This window comes from Chitinophaga sp. Ak27, from assembly GCF_012726295.1.
Classification (GTDB): domain Bacteria; phylum Bacteroidota; class Bacteroidia; order Chitinophagales; family Chitinophagaceae; genus Chitinophaga.
On sequence record NZ_JABAOB010000001.1, the window covers coordinates 1,125,196 to 1,150,525 of the forward strand.

The window sequence follows — 25,330 nt, forward strand, 5'->3', positions numbered from 1 at the left end:
CCGGGACTAATGCCTTTTTTAATGTACGCCATCACCTTTAGCGATTTGCCGTACCTCCACTGTATTGCCATCGCCCTGCAAAATGGGACAGCCCTTTGCAAACTCCACAGCTTCTTCCACTGAACCGGCTTTTACGATAATGTAGCCGCCAATGGTTTCTTTTATCTCGCCGAAAGGACCATTGGTCACGGTTCTATTGGCATGTACCACCTTCGCATCTGCGAAAGGAAGACCATTGCCGCCTACAAATTTGTTTTGTGCGGCAATACCACCGATCCAGTCCATGGTTTGTTTCATCCATATCTGGTTTTGTTCCGGAGAGGCTATCTTATGGCCGTCTTCATGTCTGAAAATCAGGATAAACTCTTGCATTGTTGTACGTTTTAATGTTATACCTGTATAACAAATGGTTTTGTACGGATTGGACAGGGTATTTGGATTTTTTTGCGGCCGCCGGCCGCGGCCGTATAGATATCCTTAATGGGAAGTTAGAAAATTTTCCAAAAAACTTGCATCCTTAAACGTTTAAGCATATTTTTAAGGAATGAAGAAAGTCTCACTAAAAGATATTGCAACTGCAGCCGGCGTATCTACCGCCCTGGTATCTTATGTGCTGACGAACAAAGAAAAAGAGGCCCGGGTAGGCGAAGAAATTGCGAAGAAGATCCGGGAAATTGCCCGGAAGCTAAACTATCAGCCTAACCATATTGCCCGTAGCCTGAAGAGCGGGCGCTCATTTACCATTGGATTGATAGTGGCAGATATTTCCAACCCATTCTTCGGCCATATTGCGCGAACGATTGAAGATGAAGCCAAGCGGAATAATTACACCGTTATTTTTGGCAGCTCGGATGAAAATGCTGCTAAGTCGGGCGACCTGGTAAATGTGTTGCTGAACCGGCAGGTAGATGGCTTGATCATTACTCCTGCCGAAGGGTCGGAGCAACAGCTCCGGCAATTGCAGGCGCAAAATATTCCTTTTGTACTGATCGACCGTTTTTTCCCGGACATGGCGGCCAGTTACATTACAGTGGATAATTACCAGGGGGCTAAGAAAGCGGTGGAACACCTGATCCGCAAAGGCAGGCAACGGATAGGTATGATCGCGTATAAAACAACCCTGCATCATATCAGTGAGCGCAAACGCGGCTACCAGGAGGCCCTGCAGGCGCATGGCCATGACGCCGGCCGTAGCCTGTTGAAAACCGCCCGCTACTCGCATCTCAAAGAAGATATGCAGCTGGCCATCGATCAGCTGCTCAACAGCCGCCATCGGGCCGATGCCATCTTCTTTGCCACCAACAGCCTGGCGATAGAGGGATTAAAGTATATCAATGAACGGGGTATCCGTATCCCCGATGAACTGGCCATCATCACGTTCGATGAAACGGATGCGCTGGACCTGTTCTACTGTCCCGTTACCTTTGTACGGCAACCTATCGCTGAAATGGGTAAAGCCGCTGTACGGGTATTACTGGAACAAATCAATCAACCGCATAAAGGCATAGAACATATTTGTATCGATACCACGCTGGTGGTCAGAAAATCCTGTGGCAAACGCCGCTAACCCGCCACCAGTCATAAACCCGTGTAGTGTGATGCCCATGCTTAAACGTTAAAGCTTATTATTCACAGTGATCTAATACCACGTAAAAATGAAAAAACTATTGCTGCTTGTTCTTACCACTTGTGTCAGCGCGGCCATCTATGCACAACAACCTTTTAATGGCCTGGATATGAACATGGGTAACCTGTTCCGTTTATCTGACGCTAAAACCCGTTCTATCAGCCCGGAAAACTTGACCGGCGAACCCGGCAAAGGCGGTATGACACCATTAGACCAGGGCACCGCTAAAAACGCCGCCAGGGAATTAGGTCAAGGATGGAAAGTGAATCCGTTCATCAACATCGAGGCCGGAAAAACGGTTACCCTGGCAGAAATGAGCGGGCCCGGCGCCATCCAGCACATCTGGATGACGCCCACCGGCAACTGGCGCTATTCTATTCTCCGCATCTACTGGGATGATGAATCCACCCCCTCGGTAGAAGTGCCTGTAGGCGATTTTTTTGGTATGGGCTGGGGAGAATATGCACCGCTCAGTTCCCTCGCCATATGCGTAAATCCGGGTAGTGCCTTCAACTGCTACTGGGCCATGCCCTTCCGCAAGAAGTGCAAAATCACCATGGAAAATATCAACACCGAAAGAATGACGCTCTATTACCAGGTAGATTACACTCTTACCCAGGTACCGGAAGATGCCGGCTATTTCCACGCGCAATTCCGCCGCAATAACCCGGTAAAAGGCGCTGAGTTTACCATGATAGACGGCGTGAAAGGAAAAGGCCAGTACGTAGGCACCTACCTCGCCTGGGGCGTTAACAACAACGGCTGGTGGGGAGAAGGAGAAATCAAATTCTTCCTGGATGGCGACCGCCAGGCCCCTACCATCTGTGGTACCGGTACGGAAGACTATTTCTGCGGCTCCTACAACTTCGACAACAAAGGACATTACCAGGAATTTAATACGCCGTATACCGGGCTGCACCAGGTAATCCGTCCCGACGGACTCTATAAATCCCAGCAACGCTTTGGCTTATACCGCTGGCATATTATGGATCCCATCCGCTTCGAAAAAGAGCTGAAGGTAACCATACAAGACCTGGGCTGGCGCAGTGGCGGGCGGTATCTGCCACAACAATCCGATATCAGCAGCGTAGTGTTCTGGTACCAACGCGAACCACATGCTCCCTTCCCGGCACTACCGGCAAAAAATGATTTGGAAGTAAACTAACGTATACGCATAAACTACCCGGACGATGAGCAGAACCATGTTAACAGGATTACAATTGATCGGCACCAGTTTTTCAGGAGAAGGCGACCATACTTTCCGTGCATTTGACCCGGTGCAGCAACAATGGCTGCCCACCGAATTCCGGGAAGCCACTGCCGGCGAAATGGATGCCGCTCTCACTTTGGCGGCCAAAGCCTTTCCGCACTACAAAAAGCTGCCCGCCACCCGGCGCGCAGCTTTCCTGCGAGCCATTGCAACAGAAATCACGGCCTTGGGCGATGAGCTCATCCAGGTGGCCGCTGCAGAAAGCGGTCTACCTATTGCGCGGCTACAGGGCGAAAGAGACCGCACCACCGGGCAGCTACAATTATTTGCCGACACCATCACCGAAGGCTCCTGGGTCAACGCCCGGATCAACACCCAGCCCGATATCCGCCAGCTACAAATACCTATTGGCGTGATCGGCATCTTTGGCGCCAGCAACTTTCCACTCGCCTTTTCAGTGGCAGGCGGCGATACCACCGCTGCATTGGCCGCCGGTTGTACAGTGGTGTTTAAAGCACATCCCGCGCATCCGCATACCTCTCACCTGGTAGCCACCGCCATCCGTAAGGCCGCCCTCAGCACGCAAATGCCCGAAGGGGTATTTTCTATGCTGCATGGCACCTCCCATGAAACAGGGCAATACCTGGCCGCACATCCTCTACTGTCCGCTATCGCATTTACCGGCTCCTTCAAGGGCGGCAAAGCGCTATATGAAACGGCTACACGAAGAGCTACGCCCATCCCGGTGTTTGCTGAAATGGGCAGCGTAAATCCTGTTTTCTTTCTCCCGGGTATCTTACAGGAAAAAGGAGCCGAACTGGCGCAACAATTCCTGCAATCGGTGACACAGGGCGTTGGACAGTTCTGTACCAATCCCGGTATGTTCATCACCGCTAAAGACGGCGCCGGCGCCTTTGTACAGTCGTTGGAACAAGGCATTGCCACGGCAGCTGGCGGGTATATGCTTACACCAAGCATACTGGAAGCCTACACCAGCGGTGTGGAACAACTGACCGGGCAAGGCGCGGTGGTACTGGGGAAAGCACCTGTTGCCCCACACCAGGGAAGTCCCTGCCTGTTACAGGTATCTGTGGCCCAGGCGCTTGAAAATCCCGCGCTCTGTCACGAAGTATTCGGACCTTCCTCCCTTCATATACAAGCTAGCAATATGGAAGAAGTATATCTGCTGGCACAGCGGCTGGAGGGACAACTCACCGTTACCATTCACGGTACGGAAACAGAGCTGGCTGCACATGCCCCCCTGATAGATATCTTACGGGAGAAGGCAGGCCGGATCATTGTCAATGGTTTTCCTACAGGCGTAGCCGTTAATCACGCTATGGTACATGGAGGCCCCTGGCCTGCTGCCACCCCTGCCGCCGGCACTTCTGTAGGTACTGCCGCTATTTACCGCTTCTGCCGGCCGGTATGCTTCCAGGGATTCCCCGCATCAATGCTGCCACCCGAATTGCAGGACAGCAATCCTTTGGGTATATGGCGACTGGTAGACGGACATTTTTCAAACACACAATAATCAGCTATGGACCTGGGTCTGAAAGATAAAATCATCCTCGTTACCGGCGGCGCCAAAGGCATAGGCGCCGCCATTACTAACATACTGGCACAGGAAGGAGCTATTCCCGTTATCATTGGCCGCAATGAAGCCGATAACCAGGCCCACCTGCAACATATTCAACAAGCCGGAGGGAAAGGCGCACAGGTTGTAGCGGAGCTCACCGACCCTACCACCTGTGAACAAGCCATTGCCTCCGTAACTGCCCAATTCGGCAGGATCGACGGACTGGTAAACAATGCCGGCATTAACGATGGCGTAGGACTTAAAACAGGTTCCTATGAAGGGTTTATGCAATCCCTCCACCGCAACCTGGTACACTATTACCTGATGGCACACCACGCCCTTCCCTTCCTGATTGCCAGCAAAGGCGCTATTGTAAACATTAGCTCCAAAACCGCTGAAACCGGCCAGGGTAACACCTCCGCTTATGCCGCTGCCAACGGTGGCCGCAATGCCCTCACCCGGGAATGGGCTGTGGAGCTCCGCTCCTTCGGTATCCGCGTCAACGCCATCATCGTGGCGGAATCATGGACGCCGCTGTATGAAAGCTGGATCAACACCTTCCCGGATAAAACAGCCAAGCTCGCAAGCATCGTGGCTAACATACCTTTCGGTAAACGCATGACGCACCCGGAAGAAATTGCACAAACCACTGCGTTCCTGTTGTCAGAAAAATCGAGCCATACCACCGGGCAACTGATACATGTGGACGGTGGCTATGTACATCTCGACAGGGCGCTGATATAAACATTCACCTCAATTCCACCGATATGAAATCTATCCTCCTATCTGGATGCCTCGCCGCAGGATTGGCCGCCTGTAACAGCGGTACCAAAAACACGGCGCAACATACTGCCACTCCCAGCAACTTCAACGAAGACGTGGCTTTCCTGCAACAACACCTCCAAAACGTGGTGGTATTAAAACATGCCGGCGACAGCGGCCGCGTAGTAGTAACCGGCGACTACCAGGCCCGTGTAATGACTAGCACCACCGGCAGCAACAGCGGTAAAAGCTTTGGCTGGATCAACTACAACCTGGTCGCTTCCGGAAAATATGCGCCCCATATCAACGCATTTGGCGGCGAAGAACGCTTCTGGCTGGGGCCAGAAGGAGGACAGTACGCCCTTTTCTTTCCACCGGGAAAACCCTTTGATTTTGCCAACTGGCAAACACCCGGATTGATAGACACTGCGCACTATACCGTTACCACGCAATCCGATACCGCCATCACCTACCAGCAAGAGGGCGCCCTGCAGAATTATTCCGGTACCCATTTCCGCCTGCTTATCAGTCGCACAATCCACCTGCTCAATAACCAGGACATCAACGCAACACTGGGATTTTCATTACCGGCAGGCGTACACAGCGTGGCTTATGAAACTACTAACACCCTCACCAACAAAGGCGATAGCACCTGGCAGGAACAAAGCGGCCTCCTGAGCATATGGCTGCTCGGCATGTTCAAACCATCGGACCAAACCGCCGTGGTAGCTCCTTTCAGGCATATCCCCGACACACAAAAGCACATCACCGATGACTATTTTGGTAAAATAGGTCCCGCTAACCTGCAGGTAAAAGACAGCCTGCTGCTCCTGCGAGCCGATGGTAAATCACGTGGCAAACTGGGCCTCTCTCCACTCGTAGCAAAAAAAGGGGCAGGCAGTATCGACCTTGCCAATAATACACTCACCGTATTATTTTATGAAGTGGTACCAGAAGGACATTACGTTAACGCCAAATGGGAACACCAACAAGAACCGTTTAAAGGCGATGCTGTGAACTGCTACAATGATGGTCCACTGGCCGATGGCACACAAATGGGGCCCTTCTATGAAGTGGAATCTTCTTCTGATGCCAAGGCTTTAAAACCTGGCGAAGCCATGACCTATAAACAAGTGACGATGCACTTCGAAGGGAGCCGGGAGGCCCTACAGGCAATGGCACAACAACTGTGGCAACTGCCGTTGGAAGAAGTACAACATTTTCTCACCAGCAAATAAACACACATGAATATCCTCCACATTTATAAAACTTCCCAGTTCCTCCTGGTAGCGCACGAGGAACAGTACTACTCCATTAATGCCGCCTGGGATCAATATGTAAACAGACCGGGATTATACCAACATGTGCTTGCAGATATCAACGGCCGTACGCCTGTCTCCAGGAATGCGGCGGCCACTGTGCTCGCCCACGATTTGCTGGCGCCTATCGGATCGCAGGAAGTATGGGCCGCCGGCGTTACTTACTATCGCAGTCGCACCGCCCGCATGGAAGAATCGGAAATATCCGGTGGCGCCACCTTCTATGATAAAGTATATGTGGCCGAACGTCCGGAGCTCTTCTTTAAAGCCACTCCCCACCGCGTTTCCGGGCATCAGCAAACCTTATATATCCGGGAAGATTCTACCTGGGATGTACCCGAGCCGGAGCTTACCTTATTTGTGAGTAGCCAGGGTACCGTGGAAGGCTATACGATAGGCAACGACATGAGCTCCCGCAGTATTGAAGGAGAAAATCCGCTGTACCTGCCGCAGGCAAAAGTGTATGAAAAATGTGCGGGACTGGGCCCCTGCCTGATGGTGCCCGACCAGCCCATCCCGGCCAATACCACCATCAGCATGTCGATTTACCGGCAGGAACAGCTGCAATACAACGACAACGTACCTATCAGCCAGATGAAACGCAGCCATGAAGAGCTGGTCCGCTTTCTCTTTAAAGGCTGCGCTTTCCCCACTGGTTGTTACCTGATGACCGGCACCTGCCTTGTACCCGGCAACGACTTCACCCTGCAGGATCACGACCGCGTTGAAATTAGCATCGATCATATCGGTCAGCTGGTCAACAACATACAAACGCTTCGCGGATAGTTATGCCAATTGCAAAGACATTTTCTTACCTGCCACCACCGCGTGCGTGGCAGGTATAGTTCCATACGCCACCTTCAGCGAAGGCACTCCCTTCTTCCAGCTCACCGTACCAAAACCGGTATTCGTGGAAATAAAACTGCTGAAATCGCCTACCCGGGAATCGATATACAACACCCGATCCACGGCATCGTAGCGCACGCCGGTCAGCGCCTGTAACAATCCGTAGCTCGACATGGCCCTGGCATACCAATGCCCGCACTCGTACTCATTGAAAGGATTACGCACAATACCGTCGTATCGCTGACGGCACGCACGCACGATCTCTAATCCCTTTTCCACTTCACTATGAAACATCAGGTGAGCTGCTACCTGGTATTCGATGCCCGTCCATACCTCGTTGCTATATACAAAGGGAAGCGACAGCATGCCTCCCTTAGGCCAGGAGCACAGCAACAGACCGCCCTCCGCTCCCAGTGCATAGGTGGAGCGTTGCGGGTTTACATGGGTGCTCAGATCCTTTTTCAGATTGTATTTGTGTACCGCCAGCAAATGACTTTTGGCTTTGGAGGCATCAACAGGTTCTTCCAGTCCACACACGCTGGCTATCCAGGCTCCCAGTATACCGTCGGACAGGCAGCCGGCTCCGTACTGGTATTTGGGGCCCTCTTTTTTCAGCAACATCAATGCTTCTTCCGCGTATTGTGTACTGAACGACTGTGCCTTTACCGGGTCGGGTGCTTTTAAGCCCGTCCACTTAATTTGCTGTATAAAAAATTCGCCGTTGTATAAAGTCGTTTCCAATGCCTGCTTCCCTTTCTCATAAAGGCTGTTGTAGGCCGCTATCTCCTGTTGCAGGAATGTGCCCATGTGCATGATGGCCTTCAATGCGCCCAGGTAAAAACTGGTACACATGCTGGTAGGGCCCCAGAATTCAATGTCGTAGGTATTATGATGTGGTTCTTCCACCAGTCCTTTTCCTTCGGGATCCCAGGTGCGGATACAATAGTCCATGCTCACTTTTACCAGCGGATACATTTTCTTCAGCCAGTTGTGGTCGCCACTGATGCGCCAGTCGCGGTATACCTTCATGACCCCACCCAGCTGTCCATCTGCTGCCGAGTGAAAATTATGGACCAGCGGAGAGATCGGCAGATTGGCGCGGAAACCCTGGTGGCCTTCGGCATTTTGATTTTCGTTAAACTCCGTGTTGCGTAAACTTCTTTCCAATGCAGGAAACAAGTGAGGCACGGCCTGCGCATAATTCCATACGTGGGTACAGCTGCCGTGGCAACTACCCCAGGTGTCGCCGGAGCCTTCCCAGCACCAGAAGCGCCCATCATGCTGCCGCATGACAGTAGCCGATTTCAGGATAGTAAGATTGGCAGCCACCGCTTCCAGCACTTCCGGTGGCAAAGAGCTGCTATAAAAAGTATCGGTAAAGCGTTGTGTGTTTTCCTGAAGGGTATCGTAATGCCGGGTCCAATACCCAGCTACCGCCAGTATGCTGTCAAACCGGCTGCTGTACCAGGGTTTATAATATGGTGGCGTTCCCGGTTTGTTGCTAATGGTGTCGCCTATACGCAATTTGGAATCCGGTACATACCAGGCCATCATCACGCGAATAGTTTTCTTTTCACCTGGTTGCAGGCGGAAAGGTACAAACAGGGATGCGCCGGGTGCATCCTGTGCCACGGGTGGGGTGTTGCGGGTATTACCCTCTTTCAGCGTGTTCCATACCATGGTGAGGGGATCGAACCAGTTACCACGAAACCAGCAATGATCCACTACGGTTTCGCTGTCGTTGGTATAGATAGCAAAGTGCCCCTGCTTCTCCGGTGCATCAGCAAGGGCGGCCTGTGATAATATAAATCCATTGGCGTAAGGTTTTATAGCATTGCCAGCGTCGCCCTGGCGCATAAAGTTCCGGGCGTTGTAAGAGAAAACATATTCTTCCGCCTGGTTATCTTTATTGGTAAACTGGTATTCCAGGGCGCCGATGGGCATGCTGGCATGGTCTTCATCTGTGGGAATAAAAGGGCTCCAGCCCTTTATGCTTACCAGCAATGGCAGTTGCGGATCGGCGAGCGTGATATGAGCAAAGGGAAAACGAGCCTGCAATGTGGCCGTTTTAAACCGGGGTAATCCCCAGGTAGCGCCGCCAGTACCTCCAAGGCCTGCGTCGCGTTGTCCAAATTTTTTCCAGTCGGGCACCGGGCCTTCCAGCACCCGTGCCTGTCCGGGCGTACCTTTCAGACTAATAGCGGCGAACATAGCCGGCTCGTGAAACATTTCGGGGTTATGGCGCACTGATAAATGAGAGATAGCGCCGGTGCCTTCCAGGCAAAACATGCCAGCCCCGATGCCGCCTATAGGAAATGCCGGCCGGTTGTTGTATTTACCGGTATAAACGCCGTTGAATTTCCGCCGGGTACCGGTTTCCTTGTTATCCCGTTTTTCATCGTCAACTGGCGGGTGAGCCGCTGCAGCTACCGAAGGCAGGGCGGTTACGCCGAAAGAGGCAATGGCTACATTTTTCAGGAAAGAACGCCGGTTGTTATCTTTTTTCATACGCATATTTTTTTGAGATGGATGCCGGGTCGGTCGTCTTCATACGCCGATCCTGGTTACATAGCCCATAACGGGAACACCTGTTTGTTAATATGGGCAACAAAATGCTTAATCGTTTAAGCGAATCTGTCTAAAAATAAATAATTCATCGTTGGGAAACAATGCTTTTTTGTGGAGGAATAAAAAATAAAGCAGGTGCTCCCCATTAAAGGGAACACCTGCTTTATAGGAAATGACAATCGTTTACGGTCTCGCTTCCAGCAAGCCTGTAATCACTTCATTCCCATTTTTATCCACGGCAAACACCGTTACTTTAGCGCGATCGTTACTCACTGCCCGCACGATCAGGTGATCGGTTTTCAACTTCTTAATGATTGCCCGGGGTAAGTCGATAAACAGCCATCCTGGAGAAAATCCATTGTCTACGTGGGAGAAAAAGCTATTATTACCCAGGTGATACAAACTGAAATAATCCGGATCTCCGTTTACCGCCACTGCAGCCGGATACATTTTCATATCCCGGTTAAACGGCACATAGGCGTTCAGGAATGCCAGGTCATCCGGCCCCATCGCGAAGAATGCCATGCTGAGAGAACTGGGGGCGGATCCATTTTGATAGGTCAACTGCAATACGTTGATGCTGCTCTTCTGAAAAGGCGATGCCGCTGACAGCAATAGCGAACGCAGGTTGAAGGGGTTATCAAACCAGGTGATAGGCGCTTTTAAACGAATCATCTTCATGGGAATACCTCCTTCCGACTGGTAGGTTTGCCCCTTACGATAAGGTTGTATATCTATAGTATCCTGGCCTACGTTCAGTACTTTAAAAAAGAAATCGCTGATGCCGCCCGATTCGTTCCAGCCTGAGAACACACTGCCGCTGGCAAAGCTCAGCAAAGGGGCACCGGTAGCGCTGCTCACGTCAAACAAAGTGGGCGTGGTGGCATTGGATACCGGGAATGGCGATTTCGAAGTATAGGTACGGCTGGCCGTATCAAACTTCAGGATGATGGGGGTAGCACTCAGCACCGCCGTATCCGGGTTGGGCACGTAGATCACCCAGCCATTGGGCGCATCTGCCAGCCGCTGCAGAATTTGTGTATTGAGCCGGTCCTGTTTAGCCGATAGCTCATCCAGGTTAAAATCCTTTTCATATTTTGTACACCCCACCATACTTGCCACCATCGCCAGGGCTATCAGGAGTTGATATGTAGTTTTCATTTTCCCTTTTTTTAATGTCATTAAATACGTTAGGGTACCAGCGCCATCACGGTAGAATCCAGCTTTACCTTCATCAGGTGCAGGTCGATACCTTTGCTCAGGTAAAAAGCGTTGACCATCTTATACTTCTTTTCCAGTTTTGGATTGATGGCGGCAATGCGGAGCACTTCCGACTTGGGCAGCCGAATGATGGTTTCTACCGTAGTGGCAAAATCCTCTTCTGGTAAATATCCCCCGTAAGCCGTAAAAAATCCGTCCTGGTTTGCCTGTTCATCTGTTTTATACTGGAACTGTAAATCGTAGTAAGTCCCTTGTGATACCTGGTCATATCCTATTGGGCGCCCAAACTTCTGATCCAGCTGATGTGCATGTTCGTGGTATACGGTGCAGATATGGTCCCTGATCCACCCCCGGTCCAACACGTAGTTATCCACATCTCCCATACCTAACCGGTAATACTGGGCGTTCAATCCTGCGCCGGCAGCGGGCCCTGAGTTCAACGAGTTAAAGTGGATACCGGTTCCTACCGTCAGGAATTCGATCGGTATCTGGTGTTTGGAAAACTCCGGTGCATAGATGCTGATCGGTTCCAGCCACATTTTTTCCACCACTACTTTCGTATAGGGCTTGGCTTTATCATATTTGGCGGGCACAAAAAAAGTAGTCGGGTCAATTACCCGGGGTTCGAACTTATAAATAACCCGCAATCCATATTTTTGCTGAATGGTATCTATCAGGCTATCCAGCCCATTTCTCAGCGCTCCCCTGGGAAAATAATCGATGGTATCGTTGATCATCGGCTGCTTGTCTTTCACACAAGAGAAACAGATCAGACTGATCACTGCAGTTATGACAGATAATTTGATTACTTGTTTCATAATAAGAAGTTTGCAGGTGGTTATCTGGGATTTAATTCAGAGGCAATAGGTACGTTCCGTTCCTGTTCCAAACGTGGTATCTGCAAGGCTTTCCGCAGATCGCCGGCAGTCAGTACATCTGCCGGAGGGCCGCCTCTGGAGGTGCGATGCTCTACTCTTAGCCCCAGCCTTTTTACATCGTACCAACGCAATCCTTCATTTACAAATTCCTTCCTTCTCTCCAACAACACTATATCCAGTAACGCCTGTTTCGTGATAGCTGGATCCAGTGCCATATAGGGCACATATCTTTCCTTACGGATGGATTCCACATCGGCCAGTGCGCCGGCGATAGCATTACCGTTAGTGCTTCTCAGCAGGGCTTCTGCGTGATTGAGCAGTACTTCTTCCATGCTGAAGTAAGGTGTTTTAATGGGCGTGTTATTCGGACTGTTAGGCTGCGTGCCATACTTGATGGCAATCAGCCGCCGGTCAATTACCGTACCTACTGCCGTAAACACCCTTCTTCTAAGATCGCTGGTACCTGCTGGCTGAAACAGCGGAACAATGGAGTCGCTGGGGAAAAAACCACAAATAGAAAAGCCGGTTGGGGTAATGGGCGACAGGTTAGTCACATAGGATAACATCAACAAATTAGGATGAGAAGCCGGGTCCATATACCTTGCTGCAAAAAAAGGCAAGCCGTTGGATTGCTGGAAAACAAGATCCGCCGCCAGGTTCCGGACGATACGTCCCTTTTCCGCGATCACGGCATCTGCATATTTAACTGATTCATCCCATTCTCCCTTATACAGTTTAATACGGGAAAGAAAAGCATTAGCACTGGCGACGGAAAAATGGTAAGGGTTGGCCGGTACATACGTGCCTCCTTTTTGTAACAACGCAAGGCCGTCGGTAGCGTCTTTTTCTACCTGGTCGTATACCTGCTTCACCGTATTGCGATGGTAGAAGTTTATATTCCCTTTATTGATTTCAGTCACCAGCGGAATGCCCAGGTCTTTGGCTGCCGTGGCCGCATTGTAGTGTTGTCCAAAAAGGTTCACCAATATAAAATGACAATAGGCGCGGACCAGCAGGGCCTCTCCTTTTACCGCCGCTTTTTGTTCCGGCGACCCGGTGGCCGCATCAATACCTTCTGTGACTAAATTAGCATAGTATATTTTTGAATAGAACCCTGCGTAGGCCACTGCCGGTCCGGTGTTAATATTATCCGGGTAATCATCTTTCCATAAATACATGGGCAGGTAGGCACTGATGTTGGAAGCCTGCGCCAGCTGCGCATGAAAGTCATAGTCGTCGGTAAGAATGTCTGTAAACAGGTCATGTCTTACCGGGTAGGCATTTACCAATACTTTGGCATACTGATCGGCCGATTCTATTTGCGCTCGGTTATCATATGCTTCTTCTGTAAACTTCTTACAACCTGTCATTCCCCCGCAGAAGAGCAACAGTAACATCGCCAGGTTGCTTATTTTCAGAGCTGTCTTTACCATAGCTGAATATTTTAAAATTGGGCGTTTAATCTGAGTGTATAAGATGTAGGATTAGGGAGATTGACACCCGAAATAATGCTTTGCGGATCTACTCCACGTAAGTCCCTGTCGGCCCAGAAATAAAGATTGTTGGCAGCGAGCGACAAACGAGCCATTTTCAACGGGCTTGCTTTCTTCGGTACAAAGTCGTACGACAAAGTAACTTCACTCAACCGGAGCACTGCGGCATTTACCACCATCAGGTCGCTCCTGTTGTAGGCAAACTCCCGTTGAATAAAAGCAGCCTGGTTATAGGCGTCCTGGATATTGGATACCAGGCCGGGGATATTGGTGATCTTCTCGTCACCAGGAACACGCCAACGGGCAGCCACATCTTTTTGGGTAGCCAGGTTGTCGTCGTAAATGCTGCTGATAATAGGGTTTCTGAATACTTTATTGCCAAAGCTATAAGTGAAAAACACCCGTAACTCGAATGATTTATAGTTGAAGCTGTTGGTAAAAGAGCCGGTTACGGTTGGATCACGGGAACCCTGGTATGCAATCAGTGAGTCATCCTGTGAAGACAGCACAATGTTACTGTACTTGTTATTCTTTGCCCCATAAAACAGGGGTTGTCCCATATTATCCAGGCCGGCAAAACGATAGGCGTATAAGCCGTTCAGTGGCTTGCCCACTTCTCCATAACCTGTTGGCGCTGTTTTCTGGGTTAACAATGGTGAAAAAATACCTTGTGTTAGCCTGTTCTTCACCTGCCCCACCAGCACATTGAAGTTCCAGTGAAAATCCCGCGTGCGTACAATGTCTTTAATCCCGAGGGTTACATCTATCCCTTTATTGGTCATACTGGCCCAGTTGATCGTTTTGGTACTGAAGCCATCCTCATAGGATACGTTCCTGGATGCTACCAAGTCTTTGTTGGCGCGGTTATAGTATTCTGCTGTGAGGGTAATTTTGTTGAACAATCCTACGTCAATACCCACACTGGTGGTATAATCTTTTTCCCAGTTGAGGTTATATAATTCCGGGGAGAGGATGTTAATGCCTAACTCATCATAGTTAGGATCGCCGCGGTAATAGTTTTGGTATTTGGCATTTAAGGCCGGAGAACTTTGCCATGCGTTCCCTCGTAAGGCATAGCTACCTCTTACTTTCAGGAAATCTATTTTGCCGGCGCTGTTCAGCTGCTCCATAAATTTCTCGCGGCTTACGTTCCAGGCCAGCCCGATACTATAGTTAGGCAGGAACCGGGTTTTGGTGGCAGAACCAAACAAGTTGCTGCCATCTACCCTGGCGGCCAGGTCTACGATATACTTGTCATCGAATACGTAGTTGGTATTGAGAAAGAAAGCCGTTTTATTTTCCCGTGTAAATGTTTCCGTATAATATGGCTCATTCTTTTCAATGGCCGCTCTTAATGCCAGGGGGCTGGGGGAAATAATTTTACCAGCATAATACTGGTATCCCCATCCCCGGGTGGAGGTCGTATTAACTTTATCACTGCCTATTTCGAAGCCGCCAAATACGTTGACAACATGCAGGCGATTAAAAGCATGGTTCCAGTTTAACGCGTGTCGCATCGTTAAAAAACTTCCCCGGGCGGTTTGCTGATCAAGGATACCGCCTGTGGGCAAAATCGTTTGTGGTATAGCGTTAGGATCGTTCGGATCTTTATACAGCAGGGTATTTAGGTTGGCGATAGACAGCGGGGAGGCTACCCGGTAAGCGGCAGCCACATTGGATCTTTCAGTCATCACGTGGCTCAGGTCTGCGCTGGTTTTCCGGGCCGACATCAGCGTTTCATACGTGAGCCCCGGGATGATTTTGTACGTCAGCTTCAACGCTGTTCTGATATCTGTGCTGCTAAGTGTATTGAAATTTTCACGCAGCTCATTCAATACATTGAACGGCGCGAAATCGCGCAGGTAATATTTGTAGTTACCATTTTCATCATAGGGCACCATAGCACGGCTGGTATTCACCGCATAGCTGAATGGGTTGAGGTCGAAGTTACGGGACGACTGGCCATTACGGGTACTGCTGTTGAACGTTCCCGGAGTGAGCTGATCCCGGTAGGTGAAGTTGGTGATAAAGTCCACATCCAGCTTTTTGGTAACGTTAATCACGGTACGAAAATTAGCCGTATAGCGGTTGGTATTATATCCTTTGGCTTGTCCATCGTCGTGCAGGTAGCTGCCGGACAGGAAGTAAGTTGCTTTTTCGCTGCCGCCGCCGATAGAGAGGTTATGTTCCTGTACGAGGTTATTCCTGAATAATACCTTAAACCAGTCGGTATTCACTGCGCGGGCTTTATTCAGCAATTCGTTGGCCTGGGCCAGGGTAATATTACGCTGGGTATATTGGTTATAGATATCTGTAAAGGCGCCGGTGGTGCTCGGGTAGTTTAATACTGAAAGATAACCATAGCGGTAAAGCTCATTGGAAAGCTCCATTTGTTCCTTGGAGTCCATGAGGTTAAAGGTGGCTACGCTGGGGCGGATGCCGAGTGTCAGGGCGCTTCCTACGTTGACCGTCATCTGTCCTTTTTTTCCTTTTTTGGTAGTGATGGATACTACGCCATTGGCGGCGCGGGTACCATAGAGGGAGGTTGCGGATCCATCTTTCAGGATGGCGATATCTTCAATATCTGCGGGGTTTAGGCCAGCAATGGCAGATCCGAGCAGGGCGGCGGGGTCGCCGGAATATAACTGGTTGGGTTGTATATTGGCAGGAGAGCTAACGGGTACGCCATCTACCACATATAAGGGTTCCTGGTTAGCGCTGATGGAGGCGCTTCCCCGGATCCTGATCTTTGGCGTACTGCCGAAGGTGGAGGATACGTTTTCTACGCTAACACCGGCTACGGCGCCCTGCAGCATCCGCGACACATCACCCACGCCCGAACGCTGCAGCAGGGCTTTATCTACCTTGCCTACGGCGCCGGTAAACGTTTCCTTGTTCAACTGTTGGAAACCGGTGACGATCACCTCATTCAGTGATTTTTCCGGCACTTTTAATGTCACCTGCAGTGTTTGCCCTTTCTTTACGGGAATTTCGCGAGTCGTAAAGCCGGGGTTATAGATTACCAGCACATCACCATCAGCGGCAGCGATGGAAAAGCTACCGGTTTTGCTGGTGGTTACCGCAGTACTATATTTTCCTTTCACGAAAACAGTCACCCCTGGCAAGGGGGCGCCGGTAGAATCAGTTACCTTACCGGTTACGGGCTCTTGCTGCCGGGTAACGTCTTCCCTTTCGTTTTTTTTAGCATCATTTTTTGCTGCCGCCGAATCAGGAAAAATAAATACAGAATTTTTACCGATGGTGTATTGCAATCCCTGATTTTTGACGGTCAGGTCCATCAGGTTGCGCAGCGGCATGTCTTTTACATTCAGGTCTACCGGCTTCATCTCTTTTATCACAGAGGATTTACAGACAACGGCATAAGCGGTTTGTTTTTTAATGGTGAGAAATACCTCTTCTACGGGTATTTTCTTTCCGGAAATGGAAACGATCTGCGTACTGCCGTTTACGCTGATGTGTAAACACATAATGAGGATGACAAATGCAGTCAGCTTCCGCAATAGCTTACTAAGCCGTTCCTTTCCAGGACGACCTTTGCAGGTTGTAAAGTGCATAGACTTGGTTTACTTTGATTGATAAAATTGCGCTCCCCGTCGTAACGGAACTACAGCTACCTATCTGACTTTCACAGGAACAGGGGTATGCTACTTATTTTTAATTAATTACTCTTTTTGACGATTATTTGCCTTCCTCCGTCACCGATGCTGAATTTAATGCCTGATTCTTCCATAAAGCCAAGTACAGTTGACAGGTGTTCTGATCTGCTGATCTCGCCCCAGAAGGTAATATCCGGGATATTGCCTTCATATACGACATCTATATTATACCATCTTGATATTTGCTTCATCACTTCTGCCAGGGCCATATTATGCAGGTTAAGCATACCATTCTTCCACGCCATTACGCGGCTGGTATCGGCGGTTTGTACCTTTAAGTTCGCCAGTTGGCGATACGTGAGGGCCGCTTGCTGACCGGGAACCAGGATAGTGCCTTTGCTGTCGGCCAACGATGGGGTTATCAATACTTTTCCATCCAGCAGGGTTATTTTGGCGGCCAGGTCGTCCTGGTAGGCACATACGTTAAAGCTGGTCCCCAACGCCTGTACAGTACCCTGGCGGCGGCCTTCCGCCGATATGAAATGAACCCGGAAAGGTTTGGATTTATCGGGGGCCACTTCAAAATAAGCTTCTCCACTTACCTCCACGCTTCTTTCATTACCGGTAAACGCAGTAGGATACCGGATAGCGGTAGCGGCATTCAACCATACTTTTGTGCCGTCAGGTAATATCAGTTGAAACTGTTTTCCCCTCGGCGTCGACATTTTATTATACACCACTTCTCCGTTCTGCTGACCGGCTGTTGCCTCATAAGCCAGCTGTCCTTTGCTGATCACCGCATTCGTGCCATGTTGTTTAGCTACTATCCCATCACTCAAACTATCCAATACCACCTGGCTGCCATCGCCCAGCGTAAGAATAGCTCCATTGTCACCCGGTGCAATATCTGTTACCCCCATTACCGGTGCAACCTGATGAGTATACACATAATACTGCCAGCCGCCCAATGCTATCACAAACAATACCGCAGCAGCCACCCACCAACGACGCAGTAAGTGTATCCTTGTTGTTGTAAATCGCTCCGGCGGCGCCGCGGAAATAATACGACGGGCCAGCGCGGCTTTGTCCGATGCGGCAAACGTTCCTTCATCCTCTACTGTATCCCAGCTGTCGTCCAACATAGCTCCCAACGCATCCGCTTCACCGTATTGCTCCAGCAACGCCACATACTCTTCCTGCTCCGCTGCAGAGAGGGATTGTATGGACCATAATTGATGCAGTTGCGCGAACCTGGCACGGTAATCTTCCAAAATCGGACGTTTTTTATCCATAAGGACAACGCAACTTGAAAAAAGGGGGTAAAGGGCGAGCAAAAATTTTAAATTATATACCCGGGTGACTGGCAATGTACCTGGTAATAGCCGCATTGGCATGCTGGATATAGGTCTTAACGGTTTCCCTGGAAATATTCATCGCCGCTGCTATCTGCTGGTAGGTCATTCCCTCCTGCCGGTTCAGGGTCCATACTTTCTTTTGTTGCGGAGGTAAACGCCGGATAGCCGCTTCTATCAGGTTGTATTGCTGCTCTATTATTGCAGTATCTTCCTCCAGTACTTCTACAGCGGTATGCACCCATTCGGCATGACGCTTCCGTTCCCGCATCAGCCGCTTGATTTCATTGAGTATACGATTACGGGAAATGACGTACAAATAAGTACGAAAATTCCGGATTTCCGCCAGCGTTTCCCGGGTCTGCCAAACCTGGGTAAAAATATCCTGTACAATTTCTTCTGCCACCTCCTTTACCCCGGTATGCCGCAGCACAAAGCCGTACAACAGCCCTGAATGTTCCATCAGCAGTTGGGTAAATGCTTTTTCATCTCCACCGGCTATACGCAGGAGCAGCTCTTTATTGATATGTGTGGCATCTACAGACAAATGATTTCCTCGCTTTTTAAAACACAGCAGTTTTGGGTAACATCCCTATTGGCCAACGATATAGGTGTTTTCTTGTTGATTTCAGTTGATTGAAAATAGGTGATTTATTGACATTATTTGCATAAATATACATATAAAAAAAGCTGCCCTACGGGTATTTTTTCGCGTCTTTACACGAAAAAGTACCCGCAGGGCAGCCCCACACCGATGTCTCTAATACCCCGGATTCTGGGTCAGGTTACCATTCTTCTGTATTTCCGTTCTGGGGATAGGAAACAGGATCCTGTTGTTATTGTTGGTAACCGCATGCGATAACCACGACTTTTTGGTAAACACGCCAAACCGGATCAGATCTGTACGCCGGTGGCCCTCCTGGTCAAATTCCCAGCCCAGTTCATCGAGGAAACGGCCGTACTCAATATCGGCGCCGCCTTCGTTGGTAAATTGGTTATTTACCTGGTCTTTCATGCCATAAGCATATACACTGCCGGCTTTCAGCTGAGTGCCCGTTACTACTGCCCTGGCAGGATCGTTGAGGAAATCCCGTTGCCTAACCTGTGTTACTATTGCCGCCGCTTCATCGGCTTTGCCGGTACGCAGCAAGCTCTCTGCTTTCATCATCAGCACCTCTGCATAACGGAATACCGGGAAGTCGTTACTGAGGCGATTAGAAGCACCCATTTTTATTTCAAACTTACCTAGCCTGAATCCATGTACGGACTCGCCTTTCTCCAGCCCCGGCAGTTCATTTACGAAGCTCAATGGCTTGCCTGCAAAATCGCCCTGCGCCACATACAGCATTTGCCCGGAAGAGGTGTATTGCTGTCCCTTGATCCAGTTGCGCTGGTAACGGGCATCGGCCACGTCAAAGGTGCTGATGAACTGTGGAATGGCGCAAATGCCGCCCCAGGGGGTATTTTTTAGGTTATAGGTAGCCTGGTTTTCCTGTTGCAGCGTTTGCATGTGCAGGTCAAAGGCGTTCCAGTTATTGGTATAGTCTTCATCCATAGGAATGGCCAACACGATTTCCTTGGAGTTCTGGTTTTCGGTCACAAAAACATTCTTCTGCGCCGCCTCCAGGATATATGCGTTGGAGTGAATAACGCTGTCGCAGGCACTAATGCATTTAGCCCATTGCGGCGTGCCGGTATACACGCCGGCATTCAGGTACATCTTGGCCAGCAGGGTAAACGCCGCCCACTTATTGTACTTGCCATACGTAGTTACATCGTTGGCGCTGCTCAGCAACTGAATGTTGTCCGTGATTTCCTTTACAATGAAATCATACACTTCTTTTCTTGTGTTTTGTTTCGGCAAATATCCCATAGGCAGATCGAACTGGGTCACAAGGGGAACATTACCATAGAAATCGCATAACACGGCATAGTACGAAGCCCGCAGTACCTTCAATTCTGCCAGCGTAGCGGGCTTCGCGTCTCCCACCGGTATCAGGCCGGATTCTATCTGGTAAATAATCCGGTTGCAGTTGGTAATCCCTGCGTAAGTTCTCGACCAGGTTTGATTCACCACATCGTCGTCGGTAGTCCAGGTATGGCGATGTAAGCGCTGGTATACGCCATCATCAAACCAACCCCAGGGGCGTTTGGGTATCACCAGCTGGTCGGCTGTTACTTCCTGGGCACGCCACAAGCCGTTCCAATCAAGCAATATAAACCGCCACTGCGAATAGCCGGCGCCGACCAGCGCTGCTATGTCATCTTTAGTAGGATTAAATTCCGTGGAGATAATAGTCGTATACGGCTTATCTTTTAATTTGGTACAGGCCATGCCAGTAACGATCATCAGCATCGCTAATGGTAAAGCATATATGTTAAAGCGCATTTTCATGTGCAGTCATTTTAGTGATTAAAAATTCAGATTTACACCCAGCGTAAAGGAACGGGTAGTAGGATATTTATCACGGTCGTCCATACCTGGGCTTAAACCAATCCTGTTCACCTCGGGGTCCAGTCCTTTGTAACCGGTAATAGTGAAAGTATTCAGGGAAGACACATATACCCTCGCTCCTTTCAGGTACTTATTTTTAAACCCGGGAAACGTATAGCCCAATGTAATGTTATCTATCTTCCAGAAATCTCCGTTCTCCACATAGTAGCTATTGAACTCCAGGGCATTTACTTTTAGTTCGGTTTTCCCAAATACCTTGTCATAGGCGGATCTCAGGATATTATAATTCTGGATGGTAGGGTTTTCCATGTACATGCGCTGGGAGTTGATGATCTGGTAGCCGAAAGCTCCGCGCATGGTAATACCCAGGTCGAAGCGCTTATAAGAGAAATTGTTATTCCAGCCCGCATAATACTTAGGCAATCCATTTCCAATCACTTTCTTATCTTCGAAAGCATGTGGGAAATCATCGTATTTAACCGGCTTACCATCTCTCCCTTCATAGATCCATTTCCCTTTGTCATCGATATCAATCACTTTATAGCCATAAAAATCGCCTATTCCTTTTCCAACTGTTACAATATTGGTAAAGGTTTGAATAGGCACACCTGCCGCGCCGGTAGTGAAATAAGGGGTGGTGGTCTGGTATAGCTCGTTGGATAAGCTGATTAACTTGTTGGTATTGGTAGAAAAGTTAACGCTGGTATTCCAGGTAAAATCACTCGTTTTTACCGGTACAAAGTTCAGCATGATTTCTATCCCTTTGTTCTCCATCTTCCCTACGTTGGCCGTCGTGATCGGGTACAGGTTCGGGGGGCTTGGCACCGCGTAGTTGTACAGCAATCCTTTGATACGGCGGTTGTATACATCTATGTTACCACTGATGCGGCCTTTGAGCATACTAAAGTCCAGCCCGATATTAGCCTCAGATTTTTCTTCCCAGCGGATAAACGGGTTAGGGTTCGTAGCAGGTACCAGGATCTTAGACCATTTACCGTTCGTATACACATAATCCCCGTAACCGATCAATGGTTTGCTAAGAAAGCCCGCATTAGGTGGATTACCGGTGATACCGTAACCAGCGCGCAGCTTCAAGTCATCGAACAGCCGTTGCTGTTTCATAAATCCTTCATTGGAAATTCTCCAGCCGCCAGATACCGCCCAGAAATTACCCCAGGGGTTATTAGCGCCGTACAGCTGGCTGGCGCCCTCTCTTCTCAAACTCGCCAGCAACAGGTATTTGTCGGCATAGTTATAATTGAGCCTGCCGAAGAAGCTGATCAGGTTTGTTTCTGTTTTATAACTGCTGATATTGGCCAGTTTATTCTTGATACCTTCTCCCAACCCCAGGTTATTATAACCAAACAGGTCGGTAGGAAAATCCTGGTTATCGGCATAATTGCCGGAGGATTCGTTTTCCTGGTAGCCGTAGCCACCCAAAACTGTAAAATGGTGTTCTCCAAAGTTGCGGTTATACTCTGCGGTCCACTCTGTTAGGCGGTCGATCGACAGGTCGGCAGCTACGGAGGCGAAGCCATTCACCCCGCTTTTGATATTGGAAATATGCTTTTTTGATTCCGCATACCCTTTGTTGGAATTAAACCGGGCATAGGAAAACAATGCTGACAACTTAAGGTTATTAACCGGCGTATATGTTACCGTGGCATTCATGCGGGAGTTTACATTCTTGGCTTGCCCGTCGCTTTCATACAGCAAAGCCAGTGGGTTTTCATAATCGAAGTTGCCTGTTTGTTCGTAGAAGTCGCCATTGGCTTTACGCACCGGCTCTGTAGGGTTACGAATCACAGTTTGCCGGTATATCCATCCGTTGAAACTATTGTCGCCGTTATTGTTGCGGGTATAGTTATTAGTTTGATTGAGAATGCCCACGTTCAGTTTCACTTTATCGTTGAACATGCTGTGGTTTACATCAATTCTTCCGGAAAAGGTATTGTTATCACTCTTTTTAAAGATGCCTTGTAATGCGCGGTAGTTGCCGGATACGAGGTAGTTGGTGGTAGCGTTGCCCCCGCGGATGGTAAGATTATGTACATGAGAAATGGGTGTGCGGGTAGCTTCTTTCAGCCAGTCGGTTGAACTGCCCGCATCCCAGGAAGCCAGGCGGGTACCGGCTTGGATCTGGTCGCGGTAGTCCTGGGCGGTGAGCATATTCAATTTCCGGGCAATCACCTGCGTGGTCGTATAGCCGCTATAGTCAACGGTGTTGGAGAAACTGCCGCGGGCTCTTTTGGTGGTGATGATGATAACGCCGTTGGAGCCTCTTACGCCGTAGATGGCGGCAGAAGAGCCATCTTTGAGCACATCTACCGATTCGATGTCTTCCGGCGCTACTGTTTTAAGATCACCGGGTACGCCGTCGATAATGACGAGAGGGTTGGCATTGGCGCCATAAAGGGTAGTATTACCGCGCAGTAATATCTGGGAACCGGCGGTAGGATTACCACTGGGCGTACCGATGGTCATACCTGCTACTTTGCCTTGTATGAGTTGTCCGGCGTCCTGCACGGGTCCTTTTACAAAGTTGGCCGATTTAACGGTGGCCACGGCGCTGGTTACATCTCCGCGACGCTGGGTACCATAGCCGATTACAACGGCTTCCTGCAGGTTGGCCACGGTAGCTTTCAGCACCACATCGATGGAAGTACGCCCGGCTACCGGTATTTCCTGGTCCTGGAAGCCAAGATAGGAAAATATGAGCACAGCATCGGCGCTGTTGGCATGCAGGGTATAATGCCCTGTTACGTCGGTAACTGTACCGGTAGCAGCGTTCTTTATTTTTACATTTACACCGGGCAGCGCTTCGCCTTTGTCGTCTGTTACCTTACCTTTTATGGGTTCCTGTTCGTTGAGGTGACCGCTGGTGTTGACAGGCGTTGAAGCCGGCTTGTTTTCCTTTTCAATGATGATCACCAGGTTATCTTTTTGCAGGTAGTGGAGCCGGGTATCTTTCAGGAGCTTATCCAATACAGCGGTTACCGGTTGTTGGTTGGCGGTAATAGAAAGATGATCATAACCGGCTACCAGCTGATCGTTATATACCATGCCGAGTCCGCTCTTCTTTTCTATCAGGCCCAATATTTCCGGTAGTGATTTATCGGTGAGCTGCAGATCGATCTTTACCCTGCTTGCAGTGGGTCTGGCTTGTGCTTCTGCCCATCCGCTGGCGGCGGTGATGCCGAGCAGGAACAGGATACACCCTATTCTCTGCAGGGCATAGAGATGACACCAAATGAATTTTTTCATACATTTGAACGTTTTGGTTAAATAAATGGTCGTTTATTTTTCTAAACAGGGCAGCCATAGGCTACCTGATAGCCAGCTATGATTTCGCGGATCATGCTGGTTATTTTTTGTTGATGATTGTCAGTACATGTGCTAGTGATTTAGTTCAACTTGTGGTTATTCCTGATAAATAACCAGGTGATTTAGAGTGATATGATTTTATCTTTCATGGAATAATTAAGTTTGTTGGCTTTGGTGATGGCAAAAAGAATTTTATCCAGCGGGTCGTCGGTGCTGAAGGTGGCGGTAAAACGGATATGCCGCGTTGCTTCTTTGCTGAAAGTAATCGTTACATCGTAATTGTTTTCCAGTATCAATGCTACCTTTTCCAGGCTTTCATTTCTGAATTGCAGTTTCCCTTGTAGCCAACCGGTGTTATCGGCAGCGCTGACCTGTTTTTTATCTATCCCTGCGGGCGACAGGGCTGCTTGTTCATCAGGCAGCACTACCATGGTTTCGGATCCATGGGACTCCTTTACTGCTACTTTTCCGCTCACTACGGTTACCTTTACTTCTTTGGCAGCGGCGTAGGCCTGTACATTAAAAGCAGTACCGAGTACTGTTGTTGCTGTGTTGGCAGTGCCTACTATAAAAGGGCATCGTTCCCGTGGTTGTATCTCAAAAAAGGCTTCTCCTTCCTGCAGGGTTACCTTCCGGCTGTTGCCTTTAAAAACACGGGGATAGCGGAGACTGGTGCCCGCGTTGAGCGTAACCACAGAGCCATCGCTCAGGGTAAGCCGCAGGCGTTGTCCTCTGCCCGCCCTGGTAGTGGCATATATAGTATTGCCTGTTTCCGTGTTTTTAAAAATGATAAAAGTACCCAGCAATATTACAATAACAGCAGCGGCTATACGAAATGCGCGTAACATATAAACCAATGGCCGGGCTTCCAGTTGCCGGTCAATTTTGGCTTTAAGGCGCTGCTGCACTTCCTCCCGGTTAAAGGTGGCCATATTGTGCGTGCCGGCCGCCGATCGTTCATCCAGCCATTGTTCCAGGCGTCTTTGTTCTTCCGGCGTACATTCTCCCTTTAAATAACGGTCTAGTAAACGTCCGGGCGTTTCTTCTTTCATTAAAAACAATTTGGGCAATCTATAAAG

At 49.5% G+C, this 25,330-nt stretch carries 17 protein-coding genes; 6 read left to right on the plus strand and 11 right to left on the minus strand.

Going from position 1 to position 25,330, the window contains the following annotated elements; genetic code table 11:
- Positions 1 to 18 precede the first annotated feature (18 nt).
- Positions 19 to 372 (minus strand): YciI family protein, encoded by a 354-nt coding sequence (locus HGH90_RS04395; RefSeq protein WP_168763785.1) that lies wholly within the window; start codon positions 370 to 372, stop codon positions 19 to 21.
- A gap of 172 nt (positions 373 to 544) precedes the next feature.
- Between HGH90_RS04395 and HGH90_RS04400 the strand changes: the two genes are divergently transcribed.
- The 6 genes from HGH90_RS04400 (at position 545) to HGH90_RS04425 (ending at position 7,283) form a co-directional block, all read left to right on the plus strand.
- The gene (locus HGH90_RS04400; protein ID WP_168763786.1) at positions 545 to 1,567 is read left to right on the plus strand and encodes a LacI family DNA-binding transcriptional regulator; all 1,023 of its coding nucleotides are present in this window, start codon (positions 545 to 547) and stop codon (positions 1,565 to 1,567) included.
- Between the two features lie 88 nt (positions 1,568 to 1,655).
- A complete protein-coding gene (locus HGH90_RS04405; RefSeq protein WP_168763787.1) occupies positions 1,656 to 2,792 on the plus strand; it encodes a glycoside hydrolase family 172 protein in 1,137 nt (378 codons plus the stop codon).
- A 25-nt stretch (positions 2,793 to 2,817) separates the two neighbouring features.
- Entirely contained in the window at positions 2,818 to 4,371 is a 1,554-nt protein-coding gene (locus HGH90_RS04410; protein ID WP_168763788.1) for an aldehyde dehydrogenase (NADP(+)), read from the plus strand.
- Positions 4,372 to 4,377: 6 nt separating this feature from the next.
- Positions 4,378 to 5,160, plus strand: coding sequence for an SDR family oxidoreductase (locus HGH90_RS04415; RefSeq protein ID WP_168763789.1), 783 nt, complete (start codon positions 4,378 to 4,380; stop codon positions 5,158 to 5,160).
- A gap of 23 nt (positions 5,161 to 5,183) precedes the next feature.
- Positions 5,184 to 6,416 (plus strand): DUF6786 family protein, encoded by a 1,233-nt coding sequence (locus HGH90_RS04420; protein WP_169190473.1) that lies wholly within the window; start codon positions 5,184 to 5,186, stop codon positions 6,414 to 6,416.
- Between the two features lie 6 nt (positions 6,417 to 6,422).
- Positions 6,423 to 7,283 (plus strand): fumarylacetoacetate hydrolase family protein, encoded by an 861-nt coding sequence (locus HGH90_RS04425; RefSeq protein ID WP_168763791.1) that lies wholly within the window; start codon positions 6,423 to 6,425, stop codon positions 7,281 to 7,283.
- Here HGH90_RS04425 and HGH90_RS04430 read toward each other — a convergent pair whose 3' ends face one another.
- The 10 genes from HGH90_RS04430 to HGH90_RS04475 form a co-directional block, all read right to left on the minus strand.
- Positions 7,284 to 9,851: a GH116 family glycosyl hydrolase gene (locus HGH90_RS04430; protein WP_168763792.1), complete on the minus strand. Its 2,568-nt coding sequence runs from the start codon at positions 9,849 to 9,851 to the stop codon at positions 7,284 to 7,286.
- Positions 9,852 to 10,094: 243 nt separating this feature from the next.
- Positions 10,095 to 11,072 (minus strand): DUF4302 domain-containing protein, encoded by a 978-nt coding sequence (locus HGH90_RS04435; RefSeq protein ID WP_168763793.1) that lies wholly within the window; start codon positions 11,070 to 11,072, stop codon positions 10,095 to 10,097.
- A gap of 29 nt (positions 11,073 to 11,101) precedes the next feature.
- Positions 11,102 to 11,950 carry a putative zinc-binding metallopeptidase gene (locus HGH90_RS04440; protein WP_168763795.1) on the minus strand — a complete coding sequence of 283 codons (849 nt, stop codon included), beginning with the start codon at positions 11,948 to 11,950 and terminating at the stop codon, positions 11,102 to 11,104.
- Positions 11,951 to 11,970: 20 nt separating this feature from the next.
- A complete protein-coding gene (locus HGH90_RS04445; RefSeq protein WP_169190474.1) occupies positions 11,971 to 13,443 on the minus strand; it encodes a RagB/SusD family nutrient uptake outer membrane protein in 1,473 nt (490 codons plus the stop codon).
- 11 nt (positions 13,444 to 13,454) lie between these two features.
- A complete protein-coding gene (locus tag HGH90_RS04450) occupies positions 13,455 to 17,078 on the minus strand; it encodes a SusC/RagA family TonB-linked outer membrane protein (RefSeq protein WP_169190475.1) in 3,624 nt (1,207 codons plus the stop codon).
- A gap of 104 nt (positions 17,079 to 17,182) precedes the next feature.
- Positions 17,183 to 18,391, minus strand: a complete 1,209-nt coding sequence (locus HGH90_RS04455; protein WP_169190476.1) for a FecR family protein — start codon at positions 18,389 to 18,391, stop codon at positions 17,183 to 17,185.
- A 73-nt stretch (positions 18,392 to 18,464) separates the two neighbouring features.
- Positions 18,465 to 19,019 (minus strand): RNA polymerase sigma factor, encoded by a 555-nt coding sequence (locus tag HGH90_RS04460; RefSeq protein WP_168763800.1) that lies wholly within the window; start codon positions 19,017 to 19,019, stop codon positions 18,465 to 18,467.
- Positions 19,020 to 19,232: 213 nt separating this feature from the next.
- Positions 19,233 to 20,867: a RagB/SusD family nutrient uptake outer membrane protein gene (locus tag HGH90_RS04465; protein ID WP_169190477.1), complete on the minus strand. Its 1,635-nt coding sequence runs from the start codon at positions 20,865 to 20,867 to the stop codon at positions 19,233 to 19,235.
- Between the two features lie 18 nt (positions 20,868 to 20,885).
- Positions 20,886 to 24,191: a SusC/RagA family TonB-linked outer membrane protein gene (locus HGH90_RS04470; protein ID WP_211172578.1), complete on the minus strand. Its 3,306-nt coding sequence runs from the start codon at positions 24,189 to 24,191 to the stop codon at positions 20,886 to 20,888.
- A 182-nt stretch (positions 24,192 to 24,373) separates the two neighbouring features.
- A complete protein-coding gene (locus HGH90_RS04475) occupies positions 24,374 to 25,303 on the minus strand; it encodes a FecR family protein (protein ID WP_169190478.1) in 930 nt (309 codons plus the stop codon).
- Positions 25,304 to 25,330: the final 27 nt, after the last annotated feature.